Origin of the sequence: Flaviaesturariibacter aridisoli (genome assembly GCF_004343705.1) — a bacterium.
GTDB lineage: Bacteria > Bacteroidota > Bacteroidia > Chitinophagales > Chitinophagaceae > Flavisolibacter > Flavisolibacter aridisoli.
The window spans coordinates 114834-132072 of record NZ_SKFH01000004.1 but is presented as its reverse complement, the minus strand read 5'-3'; the positions used below and the strand labels follow the sequence as shown (position 1 = coordinate 132072).

At 59.0% G+C, this 17239-nt stretch carries 19 protein-coding genes; 9 read left to right on the top strand and 10 right to left on the bottom strand.

The features are described 5' to 3' along the window. Positions 1-25 precede the first annotated feature (25 nt). Both E0486_RS04465 and E0486_RS04460 read left to right on the top strand, forming a co-directional pair. Positions 26-1531: an MFS transporter gene (locus E0486_RS04465; RefSeq protein ID WP_131850939.1), complete on the top strand. Its 1506-nt coding sequence runs from the start codon at positions 26-28 to the stop codon at positions 1529-1531. 18 nt (positions 1532-1549) lie between these two features. Further along, complete coding sequence (locus E0486_RS04460) at positions 1550-2518, top strand: ROK family protein (protein ID WP_131850938.1); 969 nt, start codon at positions 1550-1552, stop codon at positions 2516-2518. A gap of 108 nt (positions 2519-2626) precedes the next feature. Here the strand turns inward: E0486_RS04460 and lipA are convergent, their stop codons facing one another. Both lipA and E0486_RS04450 read right to left on the bottom strand, forming a co-directional pair. Next, complete coding sequence (gene lipA / locus E0486_RS04455; RefSeq protein ID WP_262709619.1) at positions 2627-3529, bottom strand: lipoyl synthase; 903 nt, start codon at positions 3527-3529, stop codon at positions 2627-2629. Between the two features lie 262 nt (positions 3530-3791). Further along, on the bottom strand, positions 3792-4589 hold the full coding sequence (locus E0486_RS04450; RefSeq protein ID WP_131850936.1) for a hypothetical protein: 798 nt from the start codon (positions 4587-4589) through the stop codon (positions 3792-3794). Between the two features lie 52 nt (positions 4590-4641). On the opposite strand from E0486_RS04450, the gene E0486_RS04445 reads away from it, so the two are divergent. After that, positions 4642-5055, top strand: coding sequence for an OsmC family protein (locus E0486_RS04445; RefSeq protein ID WP_131850935.1), 414 nt, complete (start codon positions 4642-4644; stop codon positions 5053-5055). A 17-nt stretch (positions 5056-5072) separates the two neighbouring features. Here the strand turns inward: E0486_RS04445 and E0486_RS04440 are convergent, their stop codons facing one another. From E0486_RS04440 to E0486_RS04410, 7 genes are all read right to left on the bottom strand, one after another. After that, complete coding sequence (locus E0486_RS04440; RefSeq protein WP_131850934.1) at positions 5073-6359, bottom strand: DUF2851 family protein; 1287 nt, start codon at positions 6357-6359, stop codon at positions 5073-5075. A gap of 19 nt (positions 6360-6378) precedes the next feature. Continuing rightward, positions 6379-6939, bottom strand: a complete 561-nt coding sequence (locus tag E0486_RS04435; protein ID WP_131850933.1) for a Maf family protein — start codon at positions 6937-6939, stop codon at positions 6379-6381. 4 nt (positions 6940-6943) lie between these two features. Continuing rightward, positions 6944-7867 carry a geranylgeranylglycerol-phosphate geranylgeranyltransferase gene (locus E0486_RS04430; protein ID WP_131850932.1) on the bottom strand — a complete coding sequence of 308 codons (924 nt, stop codon included), beginning with the start codon at positions 7865-7867 and terminating at the stop codon, positions 6944-6946. Between the two features lie 5 nt (positions 7868-7872). Further along, positions 7873-8394 carry a KdsC family phosphatase gene (locus E0486_RS04425; protein ID WP_131850931.1) on the bottom strand — a complete coding sequence of 174 codons (522 nt, stop codon included), beginning with the start codon at positions 8392-8394 and terminating at the stop codon, positions 7873-7875. 93 nt (positions 8395-8487) lie between these two features. Beyond that, the gene (gene iscX / locus E0486_RS04420; RefSeq protein ID WP_131850930.1) at positions 8488-8727 is read right to left on the bottom strand and encodes a Fe-S cluster assembly protein IscX; all 240 of its coding nucleotides are present in this window, start codon (positions 8725-8727) and stop codon (positions 8488-8490) included. Positions 8728-8757: 30 nt separating this feature from the next. Continuing rightward, positions 8758-9093, bottom strand: coding sequence for a 2Fe-2S iron-sulfur cluster-binding protein (locus E0486_RS04415; RefSeq protein WP_131850929.1), 336 nt, complete (start codon positions 9091-9093; stop codon positions 8758-8760). A 63-nt stretch (positions 9094-9156) separates the two neighbouring features. After that, positions 9157-9918 carry a Rossmann-like and DUF2520 domain-containing protein gene (locus E0486_RS04410; RefSeq protein WP_165917190.1) on the bottom strand — a complete coding sequence of 254 codons (762 nt, stop codon included), beginning with the start codon at positions 9916-9918 and terminating at the stop codon, positions 9157-9159. A gap of 51 nt (positions 9919-9969) precedes the next feature. Here E0486_RS04410 and E0486_RS04405 point away from each other — a divergent pair, with 51 nt between their 5' ends. The 6 genes from E0486_RS04405 (at position 9970) to E0486_RS04380 (ending at position 16179) form a co-directional block, all read left to right on the top strand. Further along, on the top strand, positions 9970-10818 hold the full coding sequence (locus E0486_RS04405) for an alpha/beta hydrolase (RefSeq protein ID WP_165917189.1): 849 nt from the start codon (positions 9970-9972) through the stop codon (positions 10816-10818). A 42-nt stretch (positions 10819-10860) separates the two neighbouring features. Continuing rightward, entirely contained in the window at positions 10861-11475 is a 615-nt protein-coding gene (locus tag E0486_RS04400; RefSeq protein ID WP_131850926.1) for an SGNH/GDSL hydrolase family protein, read from the top strand. Between the two features lie 103 nt (positions 11476-11578). Further along, positions 11579-14182: a type I DNA topoisomerase gene (gene topA, locus E0486_RS04395; RefSeq protein ID WP_131850925.1), complete on the top strand. Its 2604-nt coding sequence runs from the start codon at positions 11579-11581 to the stop codon at positions 14180-14182. 135 nt (positions 14183-14317) lie between these two features. Further along, positions 14318-15184 (top strand): transglutaminase family protein, encoded by an 867-nt coding sequence (locus E0486_RS04390; protein ID WP_131850924.1) that lies wholly within the window; start codon positions 14318-14320, stop codon positions 15182-15184. Positions 15185-15412: 228 nt separating this feature from the next. Next, positions 15413-15694, top strand: coding sequence for a tRNA-binding protein (locus tag E0486_RS04385; RefSeq protein WP_243697371.1), 282 nt, complete (start codon positions 15413-15415; stop codon positions 15692-15694). Beyond that, positions 15694-16179, top strand: a complete 486-nt coding sequence (locus E0486_RS04380; RefSeq protein ID WP_131850923.1) for a methylated-DNA--[protein]-cysteine S-methyltransferase — start codon at positions 15694-15696, stop codon at positions 16177-16179. The genes E0486_RS04385 and E0486_RS04380 overlap by 1 nt, the downstream gene beginning before the upstream one ends. 3 nt (positions 16180-16182) lie before the next feature. Here E0486_RS04380 and E0486_RS04375 read toward each other — a convergent pair whose 3' ends face one another. After that, a complete protein-coding gene (locus E0486_RS04375) occupies positions 16183-17163 on the bottom strand; it encodes a DUF1444 domain-containing protein (protein ID WP_131850922.1) in 981 nt (326 codons plus the stop codon). Between the last annotated feature and the right edge of the window lie 76 nt (positions 17164-17239).

Genomic DNA, 17239 nt, shown 5'->3' with positions numbered 1-17239 from the left:
CCCTTTAAAAACCGAAACCAATCTTATGAATCAGCAAACCCGATGGTCTCAGTTCGGCGTGCTCGTTTCCGTGTTCTTCTTCTGGGGCTTTGTGGCTGCCAGTAACGACATTCTCATTCCCGTATTCAAAGAAAAGCTCAACCTCACGCAGGGACAGTCACAGCTGGTAGCGGTCGCTTTTTACGTGGCCTACACGGTCGGGGCGCTGATTTACAACGGCGTCAGCAGCCTCTTTGGCGGCGACCTGCTCAACCGCATCGGTTACAAGAACGGCATTGCGCTCGGCCTGGTGATCTCGGCGCTGGGCACACTCCTCTTTTACCCGGCGGCCAACAACGCCTCCTTCGGCCTCATGCTCTCGGGCCTGTTCATTGTAGGTCTCGGCTTTTCGCTGCAGCAAACGGCGGCCAACCCGCTTGCCATCGTTATGGGCGATCCACGGACCGGTTCGCAGCGACTCAGCATGGCGGGCGGCGTCAACAATTTCGGCACCACCATCGGCCCATTGCTGGTGAGCTTCGCCATCTTCGGTTCGGTGACGGCTTCTTCCGGCGTGGCCGACATCAGCGCGGTAAAAACGCCGTACCTCATTCTCGGTGCCCTGTTCATTATGGTGGCCATCATCTTTAAGGTGTCGTCGGTGCCCAACAAGATCGACCTCGATACGGAAACGAAAAGCGATGTGGACCTGGCGGACAGCCGCGTGGCTACACCCACCGATATTGCACAGCCGGCCGCGCTTTCGGGACGCCGCAGCGCGCTCAGCTACGGCCAGCTCGCACTGGGCATGGTGGCCATCTTCCTGTATGTAGGCGTGGAAGTTTCCACCGCTTCCAACCTGCCTGAGTTCATGAAGCAGCACGTGGCCGGCACCGACGGACGCCCCTTCCCCACCGAGCGGATTGCGCCTTTTGTTTCCCTGTTCTGGGCCTCGCTCATGATGGGCCGCTGGACGGCATCGGTAGGCGCCTTCGGCGTTGGTGCCGGCGCCAAATCGATACTCCGCTTTATCATGCCCTACCTCGCCTTCGGCGTTTTCCTGTTGGTCAACAAGATCGCCAACCACGACATCACTCCTTTCTATGTGTATGCCGTCGTGATCCTCGCGCTCATCATCGGCGACCTTTTGAGCCGCGGTAACCCCGCGCGGCAGCTGCTGATCTTCTCGCTGCTCGGTATCACCGCCCTCATCATCGGCATGCTGGCCGACGGGATGGTATCGGTGTATGCCTTTATCTCGGTAGGTCTTTTCTGCTCGACGCTGTGGCCCTGCATCTTCACGCTGGCCATCGCCGGCCTGGGGCGTCATACCAACAAAGGTTCGAGCTTCCTGATCATGATGATCATGGGCGGCGGCCTCGTAGCCGGCCTCCAGGGCTGGCTGGCAGGCTCCGAGCACCTGGGCATCCAACTATCTTATCTGGTGGGCGTAGCCTGCTTCGCGTATCTTGCCTTCTATGCGGTCCGTGCCAAGGCCATTCTGAAAGGCCAGGGCATCGACTACGATGTAACCCAATCCGGCGGACACTAAACTTTTTTGCTTCACGATATGGATCTTTCACACGAACTAGCCATCGGTGTCGACATCGGCGGCACGAATACGAAATGGGGCCTTGTTAATCACCGCGGCGAGATTGTTCGAAAGGGCGAGCTGCGTACCGATGCCCATGAAGACGTCAACGATTTTATCCAGGCGCTGTACGATACCCTCCAGCCCATCATCGACGAGGTCGGCGACGGCAAGGTGATCAAGGGCATGGGCATTGGCGCTCCGAACGGCAACTTTTACAAGGGCACCATTGAGTATGCCCCGAACCTGCACTGGCGGGGCATCATACCGATGACAAAGTTGATGACCGACAAGTTCGGCTTTCCGTGCCTGCTCACCAACGACGCCAATGCGGCGGCCGTGGGCGAAATGATGTACGGCGCGGCGCGCGGTATGAAAGATTTCATCATGATCACCCTCGGCACGGGCGTGGGCAGCGGCATCGTCGCCAACGGCCAGCTCATTCTCGGTCACGACGGCTTTGCCGGCGAGCTCGGACATACCTGCATCCGCCCCGGCGGCCGCCTGCACTGGGGCACCGGCCTACGCGGCTCACTGGAAACCTATTGCTCCGCCACCGGCATCGTGCTGACGGCAAAGGAACTGCTGGAGCAGTCTTCGGAAAGCAGCGCCCTGCGCGGCATCGACGACGAGACGCTGGATTCGAAAAAAGTGTTCGAGCTGGCGCAGCAGGGCGATGCGATTGCCCTGGAAACCTACCGCTTTACGGGCCAGGTGCTCGGCGAAGCGCTGGCCAACTTTGTCATGTTCTCCTCCCCGGAAGCCATCATCCTCTTTGGCGGCGTCATCAAAGCCGGCGACTTGCTGATGAACCCTACCCGCGAGCATATGGAGGCCAACCTGCTGCCTATTTTCCGCGACAAGGTAAAGCTGGTGTTCAGCGAGCTCAAAGAAGCGGATGCCGCCATTTTGGGAGCATCGGCGTTAGTGTGGGAGATCAAAGAATAGTTTGGAGTTTATAGTTTCCAGTTTACAGTTGGCTGGCGCCAACGCATAATAAAGAAGGCCGCTCTAGGAGCGGCCTTCTTTTATTCTACTTTTTCCTTTACCTGTAAACTATAAACTTTCCAACGTCGCGTTCGCCTTGCTCATCTCCCACTCTTTCCGGCCAAGGCCTGGGAATACGTGCCGTTCGCTGTGGTAAGAAGAGCGTACCAGGGGACCGCTCTCCACGTAGTCGAGGCCCATTTCGTAGCCGGCGGAGCGGTACTCGGCAAACTCGTCGGGGTGCACGAAGCGCTGCACGGGCAGGTGCTTTTTGGTGGGCTGCAGGTACTGGCCGATGGTCACTACGTCGCAACCGGCTTCTTTGAGGTTCTGCATCGTCTGGAGCACTTCTTCCTTCGTTTCGCCGAGGCCGAGCATGATGCCGCTTTTGGTGCGCATGCCACCTTCTTTCAGGGTGCGGATGACGTCCATCGAGCGCCAGTACTTGGCCTGGATGCGCACCTGCCGGGTGAGGCGCTCCACGGTTTCAATATTGTGCGACACCACTTCCGGCGCCGCGTCGATCACGCGCTGGATGTCTTCTTTTTTTCCTTTGAAGTCGGGGATCAGGGTCTCCAGTGTGGTGCCGGGGTTGAGCGATTTAACGGCTTTGATGGTATTGTACCAGATCGTGGAGCCGCCGTCCTTGAGCTCGTCGCGGTCCACCGAAGTGATCACGGCGTGCTTCACCTTCATCAGGTGTATGGCCTCGGCCACGCGCTGAGGCTCATCCCAGTCAAGCTCCGGGGGACGGCCGGTGGCCACGGCGCAAAAGCCGCAGCTCCGGGTGCACACGTTGCCCAGGATCATGAACGTGGCGGTGCCGGCGCCCCAGCATTCGCCCATGTTGGGACAATTACCGCTTTCGCAGATCGTGTGCAGCTTGTGGGTGTCCACGAGGCTGCGCACATGCTTGTAGCTCTCGCCGATGGGCAGCTTCACGCGCAGCCAGTCGGGCTTGTTTCTTTTCACGGGTTGATCACTGACCGAATTACACGACATGGGTGCAAAGTTAAGCCCCAGCGCTTTGCGCGCAACCTTCGCTTTAGCTTGGTTGGCCCCAAAGGGGGCAGGTAGGCGGGACATTTTTACAGGAAGGTGACTTTTCTTAGTTGCCTATGTTAGAAAAGCCCGGATCGCATCGCGTTCCGGGCTTTCACCTGTCCTTTGAATGGAGGCCGCAAATGGTACGGAGGCGTCCTGTGGTTGCCCCCTTCGGGGACCGGGGCGGGGCCTAGCCTTTCCTGCCTCCAAACACGTAGGCCAGGTGGAGCTGGAAGAACAGTTTCTTGGGGTCGTTGTATACGAGTTGCTCGATGCCCTTGCCATAGCCTTCGAGGCTGAAGCCGATCTGGACGGCCTGCATCCGTTCGTTATAGCGGTTGAAATCGAACCGGAGGCCCATTTTAACGTAGGCGCCCGGACGCACCTGGAGCTCGTTCCAGCCCTTGCCGATACCCGACGAGCCGAGGATGGTGGCCGGGCCGAGGCCGAGGAACTTGAGGCTGTCGGCGCTTTCGTATTTGATGGCGCGCTTGTCGGCGCCTTCCTGCACATCGATGTAATAGGGACGCAGGAGGCCCAGCGACAGGCCGCCCTGCCCGAAGGCAATCACCGCCACACCGTTCTTGTTGCCTTTCTGGCCCAGGATGTATTCGCGGCCAAAGCCCAGCTTGAACTGGTAAAAGTTGTTGATCTTCCCGTAGATATACGAGCTGTTGAATGTACCGTTGGTATTGCTGCCTTTTTCTTCCTTACCATGCTTGATCTCGGTGAGCTCGGCGGCATAAACGTTCGTCCAGCGCGGCGTTTTGCGGCGACCGATCTCCAGGAAGACTCCGTACCCGTTGGAGCGGAGCTGCAGACCGAAGGCGGTTTGCTTGCGGTATACCAGCACGCCTTCCTCCTCCTGCCTGATGAGGGCGTCGATCTTTTTGGTCTTCTCGGTGCGTTTCTCTTTACGCTGCTCTTTCTGCGCGAAAGCGCCGGCGCTGAGCAGGATCAGGCAAAGGACGGGAATGAGTTTTTTCACGAGCATCAAACGGTTGTAAGCGTAAATTTATGCACAAATCAAGTAAAAAACCATGACGTCTACGGTTCGCTACGATGGAGCATTGCGCACAACTTGTACCCACCTCCAATCGGGCTCTTCGTTTGAGACCGATGCACCGGTCGACAACAACGGTCTCGGCGAGCGTTTCTCGCCCACCGACCTGCTCGCCACCTCGCTCGCCACCTGCATGGCCACCGTGATGGGCATCAAAGCCCGCAGTATGGGATTCGACCTGGATGGCCTTTCCGTAGACACTGAGAAGATCATGAAGGCGGAGCCCCGGCGCGTTGGCGGCATCCGGCTCACCTTTCACATTCCCGATGCCCTCCGCGACCTCGACGCCCGGTCGAAGGCCATCCTGATCCAGACCGGCAACACCTGCCCCGTTGCCCAGAGCTTGCACCCCGACATCGAAGTGCAGGTGGATTGGGGCGCCTGGTCCTGATGGCTGGATCGGTCGTCTTATTTCTTTCCGGCGATGGGTGCCCATTCCCGTTTCAGTAACGCACAACCGATCGCACAATCAAGGCATCGCTTTTCCCGGCAATACGTCTTTTCGAGGTAGAGCAGCGCCTGTCCGTCGGCCGCGCCTTCGGCGCGGATGCCCGCAGCGGCAAAGCGGCGAAGCACTTTATTGTCCTCGGCCGGCAGGGTGCGCAACCAGCCCAGCGCCCGCTCTTTGAGCTCGGGGCGAGCCTGCAGGTGTCCGTAGGCGAAGACCACCGGCGCCAGCGTATTCGTCAGCAAACTGTTAAGCAGCACCGCGCCCACTTTTTTGGGCGCATAGGCCGATTCTTCGTCAAAACGGTAGTGGTAATGCCAGTAATCATTGGCCGTTACGGCGAACGGCTGCTGTACATCGGCCAGCTCTTTTGCTTCCAGCACCCGTGAAAACAGGTGCTCCTCCCCTTTCAACAGGGCCGCCAGCTGCGCCAGGCGAACCGTGGGAAAGGCCGGTGGCCGCATCCGCAGAAAGTGCACGGCCCGGTGCACCGGTTGCAGCGGGTGCAGCTTCTGCAGGTAGCGATACTCGCGCTGGAGCAGTTGCGGGTAGTCTTCGCTGAAGCGGCCGTGCAGCAGGTTTGCCTGACCCAACAACAGTGCCTCCAGCTGGTGAATGCTCCCCCGGTGGCGCCACAACAGCGGCAACTGCAGGCTCCGCGCAACGGCTTCGAAGGCATCCGTATTCACCGTCATCCCGAAATTGCGGGCCAGCAGCCACCAGAATACTTCCTCCCAATCATTGCGGGCCTCCTGCAGCAGGGCGGCGATGCGACTGGTTTTTTCGAGCATCCGTTCGGCCAGCAGCCGGTCTTTCCAGGAGGTCCACAGCAGGTCGGGCACCAGCAGCGCTTCTTTCTCGCAGGGAATGAATCCTTCCTGCGCCAGCAGCTCCGCGTAGCGGTCGAGCAGGATGGTCGATACGTGTGGCTGCAGTTCGAGCACGGGCAGGTGTCGCTCCTCGGTTGGCCGATCGTGCACATAAACTACGTGCAGAATCACGTTGCGGTAATTGGGGTCGCCGCTGTGCCGGTGGCGGTCCCAATCGGAAGTGCGCAGGTGCAGCTCCACGGAGCCGGCCAACAGCGCGGGGCCGATGCGTATGCGGGCGTCGAGGAAGTCGGGGCCTTCGTTGCTGTTGTAGCGGCCACGGTCAACGATCTGAATAAGCTCGCCGCCGGCGCTGCGCAGCTCGTTGTGGCTGAAGTAGCCGAATTGCCACAGGAAGTGGAAGAGTCGTTCGGTCATATGTGGGGTGCTTGGGTGCTCAGAACGAACTGAGCGCCTGCACCACGCGGCTTACCGGCAATCCCATCACGTTGTAGAAGTCGCCCCGGATTGACCGGATGCCCACCACGCCGATCCATTCCTGGATGGCATAGGCGCCGGCCTTGTCGTAAGGCTGGTACTTATCTACATAGAACGTCGCCATTTCCCCGGTCAGCGGGTGAAACTCCACCTCGGTCACGTCGTGAAACAGCATCTCTTTGCCGTCGCGGCGCAGGGCCACGGCCGTGATTACGCGGTGTGTGCGCCCACTGAGGCGCAGCAGCGTGGCTACGGCTTCGTCGCGGCCGGCGGGTTTGCCGATGATGTCGTCGTCGAGCACCACGATGGTGTCGGCGGCGATCACCGTGCGCCCGGGCTCCAGCGGCGCCACGGCGGCGGCCTTTTCGCGGGCGATGTGTTCGGCCACCTGCCCGGGCGTGAGACCCGCGGGATAGCTTTCGTCGGTATTGGCCACGCGGATGTCGAAGGGGATCTCGGCCCATTCCAGCAACTGCTTGCGGCGGGGGCTTTGCGAGGCCAGGATGTAGCGTTCCGTCATGGGCTCAAAAATACAGACGGAAGAACAGCATCGATCCGATCCCCGCCAGCATGATCCATTTCGCCAGGCGGCTCAGGCTGCTAAAGTCGGAAGTGCTGCGGGCTTTGAGATGGGAAAAGAACAGGATAATCAGGGGAAAAATCACGCAGGAAACGGAGTAAATCACCGCGGCCCACCAGCGGAATTGCAGTATGTACAACTGCAGCACGATGAGCGCACCGAGCAGCACCACGATCCAAACCGTGGTATATACCTTGGTGGCCACCAGCCCCGACACGATGGGAAGTGTACGGCAGCCGTAGCGGCGGTCGCCTTCCATATCTTCCACGTCTTTTACGGCCTCGCGTATCAGCGAAAGCACGAAGGCGAAACCGGCATAGAGAAACGCAACGCGGAAGAACTTGGTCGTGACCGCATCCTGCACCACGCCGAAGGCAGCACGGAACGACACCTGCGCAAAAAAGAGGATCAGGATCGTCCAGGCCGTGAGTGCCGAGATGAGGATGTTGCCGATCAGCATTTTTTTCTTGAGCGAGGTGGAATAAAACCAAAGCAGCACGATCACCACCGCGTTGGCCAGGATCAGGTAGCTTTTGTGAAAGCCCACGGCATACACGGTAGCGAGGAGTCCCAGCAGGCTGAGGAAGCCGTGCCAGAAGATGGCCCAGCGCCGCGGGATGATCCGGTTGATCACGTTTTTGTTCGGCTTGTTGACCTGGTCGATGTTGAGGTCGAAGTAGTCGTTGATGACGTAACCGGCAGCGGCAATAAAGACCGACGCGAGGATGAGCCAGGCGAGGCGCACCGGTGCCACCGTGGGCTTGTACAGCGGCACGAAGACGCAGAAATAGAAAAGCAGCTGCGTCAGCACAATGAAGAGCAGGTTTTGCCAGCGCACCAGCTTGAAGAACGCAGCGATGGATCTCATGCAGTTTATTTGGAGGTCAATCCGGCTTCGTAGTGCCAGTGTCCGTTCTGGCGCAGCACTTTCTCAATCACTTCGCGCACGCAGCCATCACCACCCTTGCGTGTGGCGATGTAGCGGCTGGCCGCCAGCACTTCAGGCACCGCGTCGGCGGGGCAGCAAGGCAGGCCGGCCACCGCCAGAGCGGGCAGGTCGGGCAGGTCGTCGCCCATAAACAGCAATGCGCCGAGGTCTACGGCTTCCTCTTTGGCAAACCGCTCGAGGAAGGCTTTCTTGTCTTTCACCGCGGTAAAAATATCCGTCAGCCCAAGGTACTGCATCCGCGCCACCACCGGTGCCGAGTAAGCGCCCGAAAGTATCACCACGCGGTAGCCGTTGCGCAGGGCGAGTTGCAGGGCCAGCCCGTCCTTGATGTTCATGCGGCGTGCCTGCAGCCCGTTTTCGAGGAGAAGCACCGTGCTGTCGGTCAGCACGCCGTCCACGTCGAACACGAATGTTTTTACAGCCTTGAATTGGTCCAGCAGCTCCATGGTGCGTATGGGGATAATCGGGTAATGGGGTAATACACGGACAGGATCAATCACCGTTATCCCATCAGGACATCACCCCACTACTCCATTCATTTATTTCTGGTTGTCGCGCCACTCATACACCCATTCGCTCTGGATGCGCTCGAGGTGGCCTTCGTTCGAATCCTCGCGGGTGCCCACGAAGCCCGGAAGGCTCAGCACCCACTCGAGCAGGTCGGTGAAGCGGATGCGGTAGATCTTGCTCTCGGAGAAGTCGTCGCCGAATTTCTCGTAAAGCTTCAGGGCGATGTCTTCATAATCGCTCCAGTGTATCGGGGGCTCAAAATGACTCATAAGGTGCAATGAAAATAGGGATTCGGTAAATTATTCGCCCAGGAACTGCGTCTGGTCGGGCAGGGTCACCTCCACCACGCCGTCCCCGTCGAGGAGGAGGCACTGGCAGCCCAGGCGCGAGTTGAGGCGCGGCCGCACGGCGCGGTCGATAAAGTCTTCTTCTTTGTCGCTCAGCTCTTCGAGGTGCTGCTCTCCTTTCTGCACATACAGGTGGCAGGTGCTGCAGGCGCAGACGCCGCCGCAGTTGTGGTGCAGCTCGATATCGTTCATGAGGGCCACTTCCAGCAGGCTGTGCCCGGCGGGAATATTCTCCAGCGTCACCGGCTGAAGGCCTGCCTGCTCGAAGTTGAATTGGATCGTATACATCAGTCGTTCGTTTCGGCGGCAAAAGTACGCCCTCGGCGCGGGACTTCAGCCCCGAACAACAAACTACACACCGTTGTTCTGAATGCTCTCGGTAAACAGGTCGTAAAGCGCCAGCAGTTTTGGCTCGCCGGCCAGCAGGCGGCGGTGTCGCTCCAGGGTGGCGCTGTCGCGGCGGAGGGCCGGGCCGGTCTGGCTCTGCTTCGGTGCCACCTCACCTACCCGCTCAGCGGTTTCGCGGATCAGCGGTAGCAGCAGCCGGAAGTCGAGCCCCTGCCGGTCGCACCACTCTTCCATCAGCGTATAAATATGGTTGACAAAGTTGTTGCAGAACACTGCTGCCAGGTGCAGGCGCAGCCGGGTAGCATCGTCGGCGGTGGCCACCTGGCCGCTGATGCTGGAGGCGAGCACCTCCAGCTGGTGGAGTGTCGGTGCGTCGCCGGCGTCTACCAGCACCGGGATCTCGGGCAATCGCTCGCTGCCTTTGCGCAGGCTTTGCAGCGGGTAGAACACACCGTAGTGCGCGGCCGCGCCTTTGAGCGCTTCGAGCGGCACCGAAGCGGCAGTGTGCACCAGTGTGCCTTCGGGGAGGTCGAGCTGCCGGCGCACCTCGGCCACTGCCAGGTCAGACACGGCCAGCAGGTACAGCTCGGCGCCGCGGTCCACGATGGTCCAATGGTTCACCGACACGCTGTCGAGCTCATAGGCCAGCGCCGACGCGGCGGCGGCATCGCGGCCAAAGACCTGAACGATATGGTGGCCCGCCGCTTTCAGCTTGCGGCCGAGCACGGTGGCCGTGTTGCCGGTGCCGATGATCACAATACGCATGCTGCGAAGTTCTGGCATTCCGGGCTTAGTTTTGGGCCCGAACCCTTTTACATGTCTTTTAAAAAGAAGGCGGCGCTGGCCCTGATCCGAACGAAACTGCAGCTACTGAACCTGCTGAGTAAGCGCCGCGCCGCAGCGGCGGCCTTTCACCTGTTCACAACGCCGCAGTACCGCAACCGCAAAGACCTTCCGGAAATTTACCGGGCCGCGGAATCGCTGCGTTTTCGCTTCCAGGAATTCGATATCCAGGGCTATCGCTGGAATGACGGTGCGCCCCGGCGCCTGCTGATCCTGCACGGTTTCGAGTCGGGTATTGTCAATTTCGAGCAATACATACAACCCTTTATCGACCGTGGCTTTTGCGTGCTCGGTTTCGACGCGCCCGCCCACGGCCGCAGTTCGGGAACGCAGATGAACGTACGGATCTATATGCAGTTCATTGAAGAAATACGGGACCGCTTCGGGCCCATCGAACGCTTCATGGGCCATTCGCTCGGCGGGCTGTCGCTTTGCCTTGCGCTCGAAGAGCAGGGCCACACCGAGGGCGCCCGCGCCGTACTCATCGCCGCCGCTACCGAAACGCGTACCGCCATCGACATGTATTTCCGCTTTTTGAAACTTCCGGCCACCCTCCGGCCGGCGTTCGACGCATTCGTTGAAAGCCGTGGCGGCCACCCGGTGCATTGGTTCTCCGTGGCCCGTGCCATCCGCAACCTTCACCTGCCGGTGCTGTGGGTGCACGACGAGGACGACGATATGACCCCGCTGTCCGACGTGGATCCGGTGCGCCGCTCGGGCCTGCCGCACGTTACCTTTTATATAACGAAGGGATTGGGCCACCGCCGTATCTACCGCGACCCGGGGGTGATCAGGAAGGTGGTCGACTTCCTGGCATCCTGATCAACCTTCCCGATTCACGAGTCCCATCGCTACATTTAACCCATGGAGAAACTCTACACCTACCTGGCCCTTGGCGATTCCTATACTATCGGCGAAGCATTGCCCATCGCGGAAAGCTTTCCCTACCAGGCCGTCCAGCGCCTGCGCCGCGACAAGGTGCACATGGCTCCGCCCGAGCTCATTGCCCGCACCGGATGGACCACCGACGAGTTGCAGACGGCGCTTTCCGGCTACACCTTCCTGAAGCAATACGACTTCGTGAGCCTGCTCATCGGGGTCAACAACCAGTACCGCGGCCGCACGGTGGAAGACTACACCCCCGAGTGCGAGGCGCTGCTGGCCCGCGCCGTGGCCCTGGCACATGGCCGTGCCGACCACGTATTTCTACTGTCCATCCCCGATTATGGTGTGACGCCCTTTGCGCGGGAGAAATCGCTCGATACAGACAAGATCGCCCGGGAGATCGACCAGTTTAACGCGGCGGCGCGCGGGCTGGCGGCGCAATACGGCGCTAACTTTATCGATATTACACCCGGCAGCCGCGACGCCGAGCGCGATCCTTCGCTGCTGGCAACCGATGCATTGCACCCATCGGGCAAAGAATACGCCCGCTGGGCGATCTACCTGGCCGAAAGCATGGCCCTCCGGATGAAGTAACCCGGAAAGCAGCCCGGCCGTTGCCGGACCCACTAATTGAAAATGTGCTAATCTTGCTGAAATTTCCCGTTGTCCGACCTTGGGCAGCGGAACCTGATGAAGTATGGCGAAGAACCTGTTAATCGTTGAGTCTCCTGCAAAGGCGAAAACCATCGAGAAGATCCTGGGAAAGGACTTCGAGGTGAAGAGCTGCTATGGCCATATCCGCGACCTTGAGAAAGGCGATATGGGCATCGACGTGCAGAACGGCTTCCGGCCCCACTATAAAGTTTCCGACGACAAGCAAAAGGTCGTTTCCGAGCTCAAGTCCCTCGCGCGTAAGAGCGGTGAGGTGTGGCTCGCGACGGATGAGGACCGCGAAGGAGAAGCCATTTCCTGGCACCTCTGCGAGGTGCTTGGCCTCGACCCGCGGACCACAAAGCGCATCGTCTTCCACGAGATCACCAAGCCGGCCATTCTTGGTGCGGTTCAAAACCCGCGCACGGTCAACATGGACCTGGTGAATGCCCAGCAGGCGCGCCGCGTGCTCGACCGCATCGTGGGCTTCGAGCTGAGCCCCGTGCTGTGGCGGAAAATGAGCATGAAGAACAACCTCTCCGCGGGCCGTGTGCAGAGCGTTGCCGTGCGCATTATCGTGGAGCGCGAGCGCGAGATCAACGCCTTCGCCGTGCAGAGTTCCTTTAAAGTAGAAGCCTTATTCACCGCGAACGATTCGGGCGGCCGCCCCGTTCCCTTCAAGGCCGAAGGCAGCAAATTCAGTAAAGCCGAAGACGCTGAAGCGTTCCTCGAAAGCTGCAAAGGGGCAACGTATACCGTTAAGGACATCCAGGTAAAACCCACGCGCCGCTCCCCTGCCGCGCCTTTTACCACCTCTACCCTGCAGCAGGAAGCGAGCCGCAAGCTCGGTTACGGCGTGGCCCGCACGATGCTGCTGGCGCAGAAGCTGTATGAAAGCGGTCTCATCACCTACATGCGTACCGACAGCGTCAACCTGAGCGACACCGCCCGGGGCGATATCCAGGGCGCGGTGCAGTCGATGTACGGCGAACGCTACCACCAGCACCGCCGTTATAAGAATAAGAACGAGTCGGCACAGGAAGCCCACGAAGCGATCCGCCCGACCTATATGCAGCAGACCAGCATCGACGACGCGGATACACGTCGCCTGTATGAGCTGATCTGGAAGCGCACGATGGCCTCACAAATGGCCGACGCAGAACTGGAAAAGACCATTGCAAAAATCGGAGTGTCAACCAACAATGCCGAATTGCAGGCCGAAGGCGAAGTGATGAAGTTTGAAGGCTTCATGAAAGTTTACCGCGAAAGTTCCGACGAGGAAGTGGAAGCGGAAAACGACGGCAACGAAACGAAGGAAGGGATGCTGCCCCCGCTACGCCCCGGCCAGACCCTCCCGCTGACGGCTATGAGCGCCATCGAGCGCTACACACGCCCGCTGCCCCGCTACACGGAAGCCTCGCTGGTGAAGAAGCTCGAGGAGCTCGGCATCGGCCGCCCTTCCACCTATGCCCCCACGATCTCTACGATCCTGAAGCGCGGCTACGTGGAAAAGCGCGACAAGGAAGGTGTGCGCCGCGAGTTCGGCGTGCTGACGCTCCGCAACGACGCCATCACGAAGCGAACCGACAGTGAAAATACGGGCGCCGAAAAAAGCAAGCTGTTTCCCACCGACCTCGGCATGGTAGTCACCGACTTCCTGAAGCAATACTTCGACGACATTATGGACTACGGCTTCACCGCCCGCATCGAAGAAGAATTCGACGAGGTGGCGCAGGGCAAGCTGCAGTGGAATAAAATGATCGGCGCCTTTTACGATCCGTTCAAGCAAGAAGTACAAAAGACGATCGATACGGCCGAACGCATCTCCGGCGAGCGCGACCTGGGTGTAGACCCGGTGAGCAACAAGCCGATCATCGCACGCATGGGGCGCTTTGGGCCGATGGTGCAGATCGGCAAGAGCGAGGATGAGGAAAAGCCGCGCTACGCAAAGCTGAAACAGAATCAAAGCATCGAAACGATCTCGCTGGCCGAGGCGTTGGAGCTGTTCCAGTTGCCGAAGGCGCTCGGCGAATACCAGGGCCAGGAAGTGTCGGTCAACTCCGGCCGCTTTGGTCCATATGTGAAGTTCGGCGAGCAATTCGTTTCCATCCCCAAAGGCACCGATCCCATGGACGTGGATATGGACGCCGCCATCGCACTCATTACACAAAAGCAGGAAGCCGATGCGCCCATCGGGCAGTTCCAGGAGCAGCCGGTAACGAAAGGAAAAGGCCGCTTCGGCCCGTTCCTCAAGTGGGGCGACCTGTATATCAACGTGCCGAAAGCCTACAACTACGACAACCTCACGCAGCACGATATCAACGAGCTCATTGGCAAGAAGCTGGAGAAGGAATCGAACCGGTACATCCAGCAATGGCCCGAAGAGAAGATCACCATCGAGAATGGCCGCTGGGGTCCGTTCATACGCTTCGGCAAGAAGATGCTCAAGCTCGGTCGCGGACCCGAAGGCGAAAAGCTGACGCCGGAGCAGGCCGCCCAGCTCCCGCTCGATAACGTGAAGAAGATGATCGAAGAGCAGGTGCCCGATGCGTTTACCAAAAAAGTACGCGCTGCCGCATCGAAAGCCCCGGCCAAGAAAGCTGCACCCAAAAAGGCAGCGGCGAAAAAGGCGGCGGCGAAGAAAAAATAACGAACCAAGAGGCCTCCGGGCCTCTTTTCTTTTGGGCGATCGCCGTTGAAAACATTAGGTTTTTTGGCGTCTGTTCCTGCCTTAAACTTGCAGCTAACCAGCCCGGCTTGGTATTATATTGGAGAGAGTGAGTTTATGGAACAAACCAAGGAGATTTATGCCCTTTTGAACCTGATCGAAGATCCCGACGAGGAAATCTTCGGCGCGGTGTCGACCCGGATCGTGGAGTTTGGCCGCCAGATCGTGCCCAACCTGGAAAGCCTCTGGGAAAACACCGTCAGCGAGCGGGTGCAGGAACGCATCGAACTCCTCATCCACCGGCTCCATGTGAACGACCTCAGGGAAGACTTCCGCCAGTGGTCGCTGGCCGGGCACCACGACCTGCTCGTGGGCGGGCTGCTGGCCGCTAAATTTCAATACCCCGATCTCACCACTGCGTCCATTGTGCAGGAGATCGAAAAGCTCCGGCGCAACATCTGGCTGGAACTGAATAACTACCTGACGCCACTGGAGCAGGTGCGCATCGTCACCGGCATTCTTTATGGCTATTACGGCCTCAAAGGCATGGAAACTGCCTACACCGACGTCAACGACTTCCTGATCCATAAAACGCTGGAAAGCCGCCGTGGTAACCAGGTGGCGAATGGCCTGCTCTACCTCATTCTGTGCGAGCTGCTCGACATCCCGGTCCGTGCGATTGGTATCCCGCGGCAGTTCATCCTGGCCTACTTCAAGCCCGGGTACAGCTCGGAGGGATTGGACCAGCCCATCAGCAAGATCGAGTTCTTTATTGATCCCACCTCGGGAATGGTTTTTACGCACAAAGACCTGGAGCTGTATTTTAAGCGTATCCAGGTGCCCGCGGTCCACTCCTACTTCCGCCCCTATTCCAACAAACGCGTGATCCAGGCGGTGCTGGAAGAGATGGGCAAGTGCTTCGACAACGAAAAGGACTATTACAAGAAGGACGAGCTCGATAATCTTTCCGACCTGCTGGATTAGGGCAGCCAAAGTGGAGAAGGCTTGGAACCCCGCGTGGCTGCGGTACCTTTTTCACACGATAGGCGCATTGGAATGGAAACCGGAGATCCGTCCGATGCGTCTCTCCTTAGCGTACCTGCTTCTTTTCTTATTGACTTTGCGGTGTAATACCTGCTATATCTTTAAACCCTTATTTCCCAAATCACCTGGCAAGACTTTGAAAAGATCGACATCCGCACCGGCACTATTGTGGCGGCGGAAGTGTTCGAGGGTGCCCGCAAGCCGGCATATAAGCTGCAGATAGATTTCGGCGCAGAGCTCGGTGTGAAGCGGTCTTCGGCGCAAATCACGAAGCACTATAGCACACTTGAACTCATAGGCACACAGGTTGTGGCCGTCGTTAATTTTCCGCCCAAGCAGATCGGGACGTTTTTCAGCGAATGCCTCGTGCTCGGTATCTTCGACGAGGTCGGCGAAGTCGTGCTGCTCCAACCCCGCCAGCCCCTTTCCAACGGATTAAAGATCGGATGATGAAAAGCTGCTTATCAACTCCCGTCGGCTACCTGCACATTCATTCCGAAGACGGGTTCATCCGCGTGATTCACTTCAGCGACGAACCCCTCGAAGGTCCGTATGATGAAGCGCCCGAACTGCAGGCCTGCCTGCGGCAGCTCGGGGAGTATTTCGCGGGCAGCCGCACGCACTTCGACTTCCCGATGCAGCAGGGCGGCACGCCTTTCCAGCAAAGCGTCTGGAATGGGCTGCTGCAGATACCTTTTGGCAAAACCTGCTCCTACCGCGACCTTTCGAAGCAGTTGGGCGACGTCAAGGCTATCCGGGCCGTGGGTACTGCGAATGGTCGCAACCAGCTGGCGATCGTCGTTCCCTGCCACCGTGTCATCGGCTCCGACCGCTCACTCACGGGTTATGCCGGCGGTTTGCACCGGAAGCAATGGCTGCTGGCACACGAGGCCCGGCACGCGGGCGGCGCGCAGCAGCTGGGGCTTGACTGGTAAAGCTTATTTCTTTTTCGACATCAGTTCCGACAGGCCCATCGGCGCCAGCACCTGCAGGCCATCTGTACCTGGCGTGGTCAGCGTAATAGGCGTGAACTTCCCTTTATAATACCAGAAGTAGCGATCACTCACCGGTTGGGGGTGTTCCTGGTACGATTTCATCATTTGCCCATAGGTAGCCTGGATGAATTTGACAAAGTCAACCGGCCGCTCGGGGTCGATCCGGCACATCAGCGCAAAGCCTTTGTTGGGTATGGCCACCACGGTACCCCAGGCGCCGACGAGATCGGGCTGGTTGCGCTCCAGGTTGAGCACGTAGCTGGCGGCGTAGTTTTCTTCTTCCAAAAAGCTGATGCGGATTTTGCTGCTGTCCACTTCAAATTCCTCGCTCACCTTTTGCACCTGCTGGCGGGCGACGTTTTCGGTTGCTGCTGCAAACACGGCCTCTTCGGACGTTTTCCATTTCTCAAAGTCATTCCGCCGCAGGTTGGTAAAGACGTCCGGCAGGTCGAGCATAACGACGGTGTAGGTGCCTTCGAGGTCGCGGCGGGTGAGTGAGTTTTCTTTCAGCGCCGTCCCTTCCACTGTCTGCGCCGGGTAAATACGAAGGGCCAGGTACTGCCGTGCCGCTGCAAAGGAGCCCAGGTCGAGCAGCTTCCGGGTGTCCATGGAACGGAACGTACGCTGGAAATATTCGCGCACGAAAGCCCCTCGCTGCTCTGTTGGAACCGACAGGCACTGCGACACGAGGTTGTACAGGTTCCACTGGGAAGCCTCCGGGTTTTCTTCCAGTTGCACCACGCCTGAATCAACGCGCAGCACCTTCCAGCGGGTTCCGATATGGTACACGGCACTGTCGACGATCGGCTTGTATTCGGCGGCACTGATGCGGCCTTCCAGGCCTTCGGGCAGGTGGTAAGCGATCTTTTGGCTGAACCCGTTCAATACGGAAAAAAGGAGCAGCAGGGCAAGGCACAGGCGCATAAGCAGTGGTTTGCAACGAAGCTACAATGCGCTGACGAAAAAAGGCCCTGCCGGGCCTTTACGAAGTAAAAATTAC

Excerpts from the sequence above, each read along its gene's own strand:
- E0486_RS04425 (WP_131850931.1), bottom strand. The coding sequence starts at position 8,394 with ATGGAGCTGCTGGACCAATTCAAGGCTGTAAAAACATTCGTGTTCGAC.
- E0486_RS04375 (WP_131850922.1), bottom strand. The coding sequence starts at position 17,163 with ATGCGCCTGTGCCTTGCCCTGCTGCTCCTTTTTTCCGTATTGAACGGG.
- E0486_RS04400 (WP_131850926.1), top strand. The coding sequence starts at position 10,861 with ATGGAGAAACTCTACACCTACCTGGCCCTTGGCGATTCCTATACTATC.
- topA (WP_131850925.1), top strand. The coding sequence starts at position 11,579 with ATGGCGAAGAACCTGTTAATCGTTGAGTCTCCTGCAAAGGCGAAAACC.
- E0486_RS04460 (WP_131850938.1), top strand. The coding sequence starts at position 1,550 with ATGGATCTTTCACACGAACTAGCCATCGGTGTCGACATCGGCGGCACG.
- E0486_RS04405 (WP_165917189.1), top strand. The coding sequence starts at position 9,970 with ATGTCTTTTAAAAAGAAGGCGGCGCTGGCCCTGATCCGAACGAAACTG.
- E0486_RS04440 (WP_131850934.1), bottom strand. The coding sequence starts at position 6,359 with ATGACCGAACGACTCTTCCACTTCCTGTGGCAATTCGGCTACTTCAGC.
- iscX (WP_131850930.1), bottom strand. The coding sequence starts at position 8,727 with ATGAGTCATTTTGAGCCCCCGATACACTGGAGCGATTATGAAGACATC.
- E0486_RS04380 (WP_131850923.1), top strand. The coding sequence starts at position 15,694 with ATGAAAAGCTGCTTATCAACTCCCGTCGGCTACCTGCACATTCATTCC.
- E0486_RS04465 (WP_131850939.1), top strand. The coding sequence starts at position 26 with ATGAATCAGCAAACCCGATGGTCTCAGTTCGGCGTGCTCGTTTCCGTG.
- E0486_RS04390 (WP_131850924.1), top strand. The coding sequence starts at position 14,318 with ATGGAACAAACCAAGGAGATTTATGCCCTTTTGAACCTGATCGAAGAT.
- E0486_RS04445 (WP_131850935.1), top strand. The coding sequence starts at position 4,642 with ATGACGTCTACGGTTCGCTACGATGGAGCATTGCGCACAACTTGTACC.
- E0486_RS04410 (WP_165917190.1), bottom strand. The coding sequence starts at position 9,918 with ATGCGTATTGTGATCATCGGCACCGGCAACACGGCCACCGTGCTCGGC.
- E0486_RS04435 (WP_131850933.1), bottom strand. The coding sequence starts at position 6,939 with ATGACGGAACGCTACATCCTGGCCTCGCAAAGCCCCCGCCGCAAGCAG.
- E0486_RS04430 (WP_131850932.1), bottom strand. The coding sequence starts at position 7,867 with ATGAGATCCATCGCTGCGTTCTTCAAGCTGGTGCGCTGGCAAAACCTG.
- E0486_RS04415 (WP_131850929.1), bottom strand. The coding sequence starts at position 9,093 with ATGTATACGATCCAATTCAACTTCGAGCAGGCAGGCCTTCAGCCGGTG.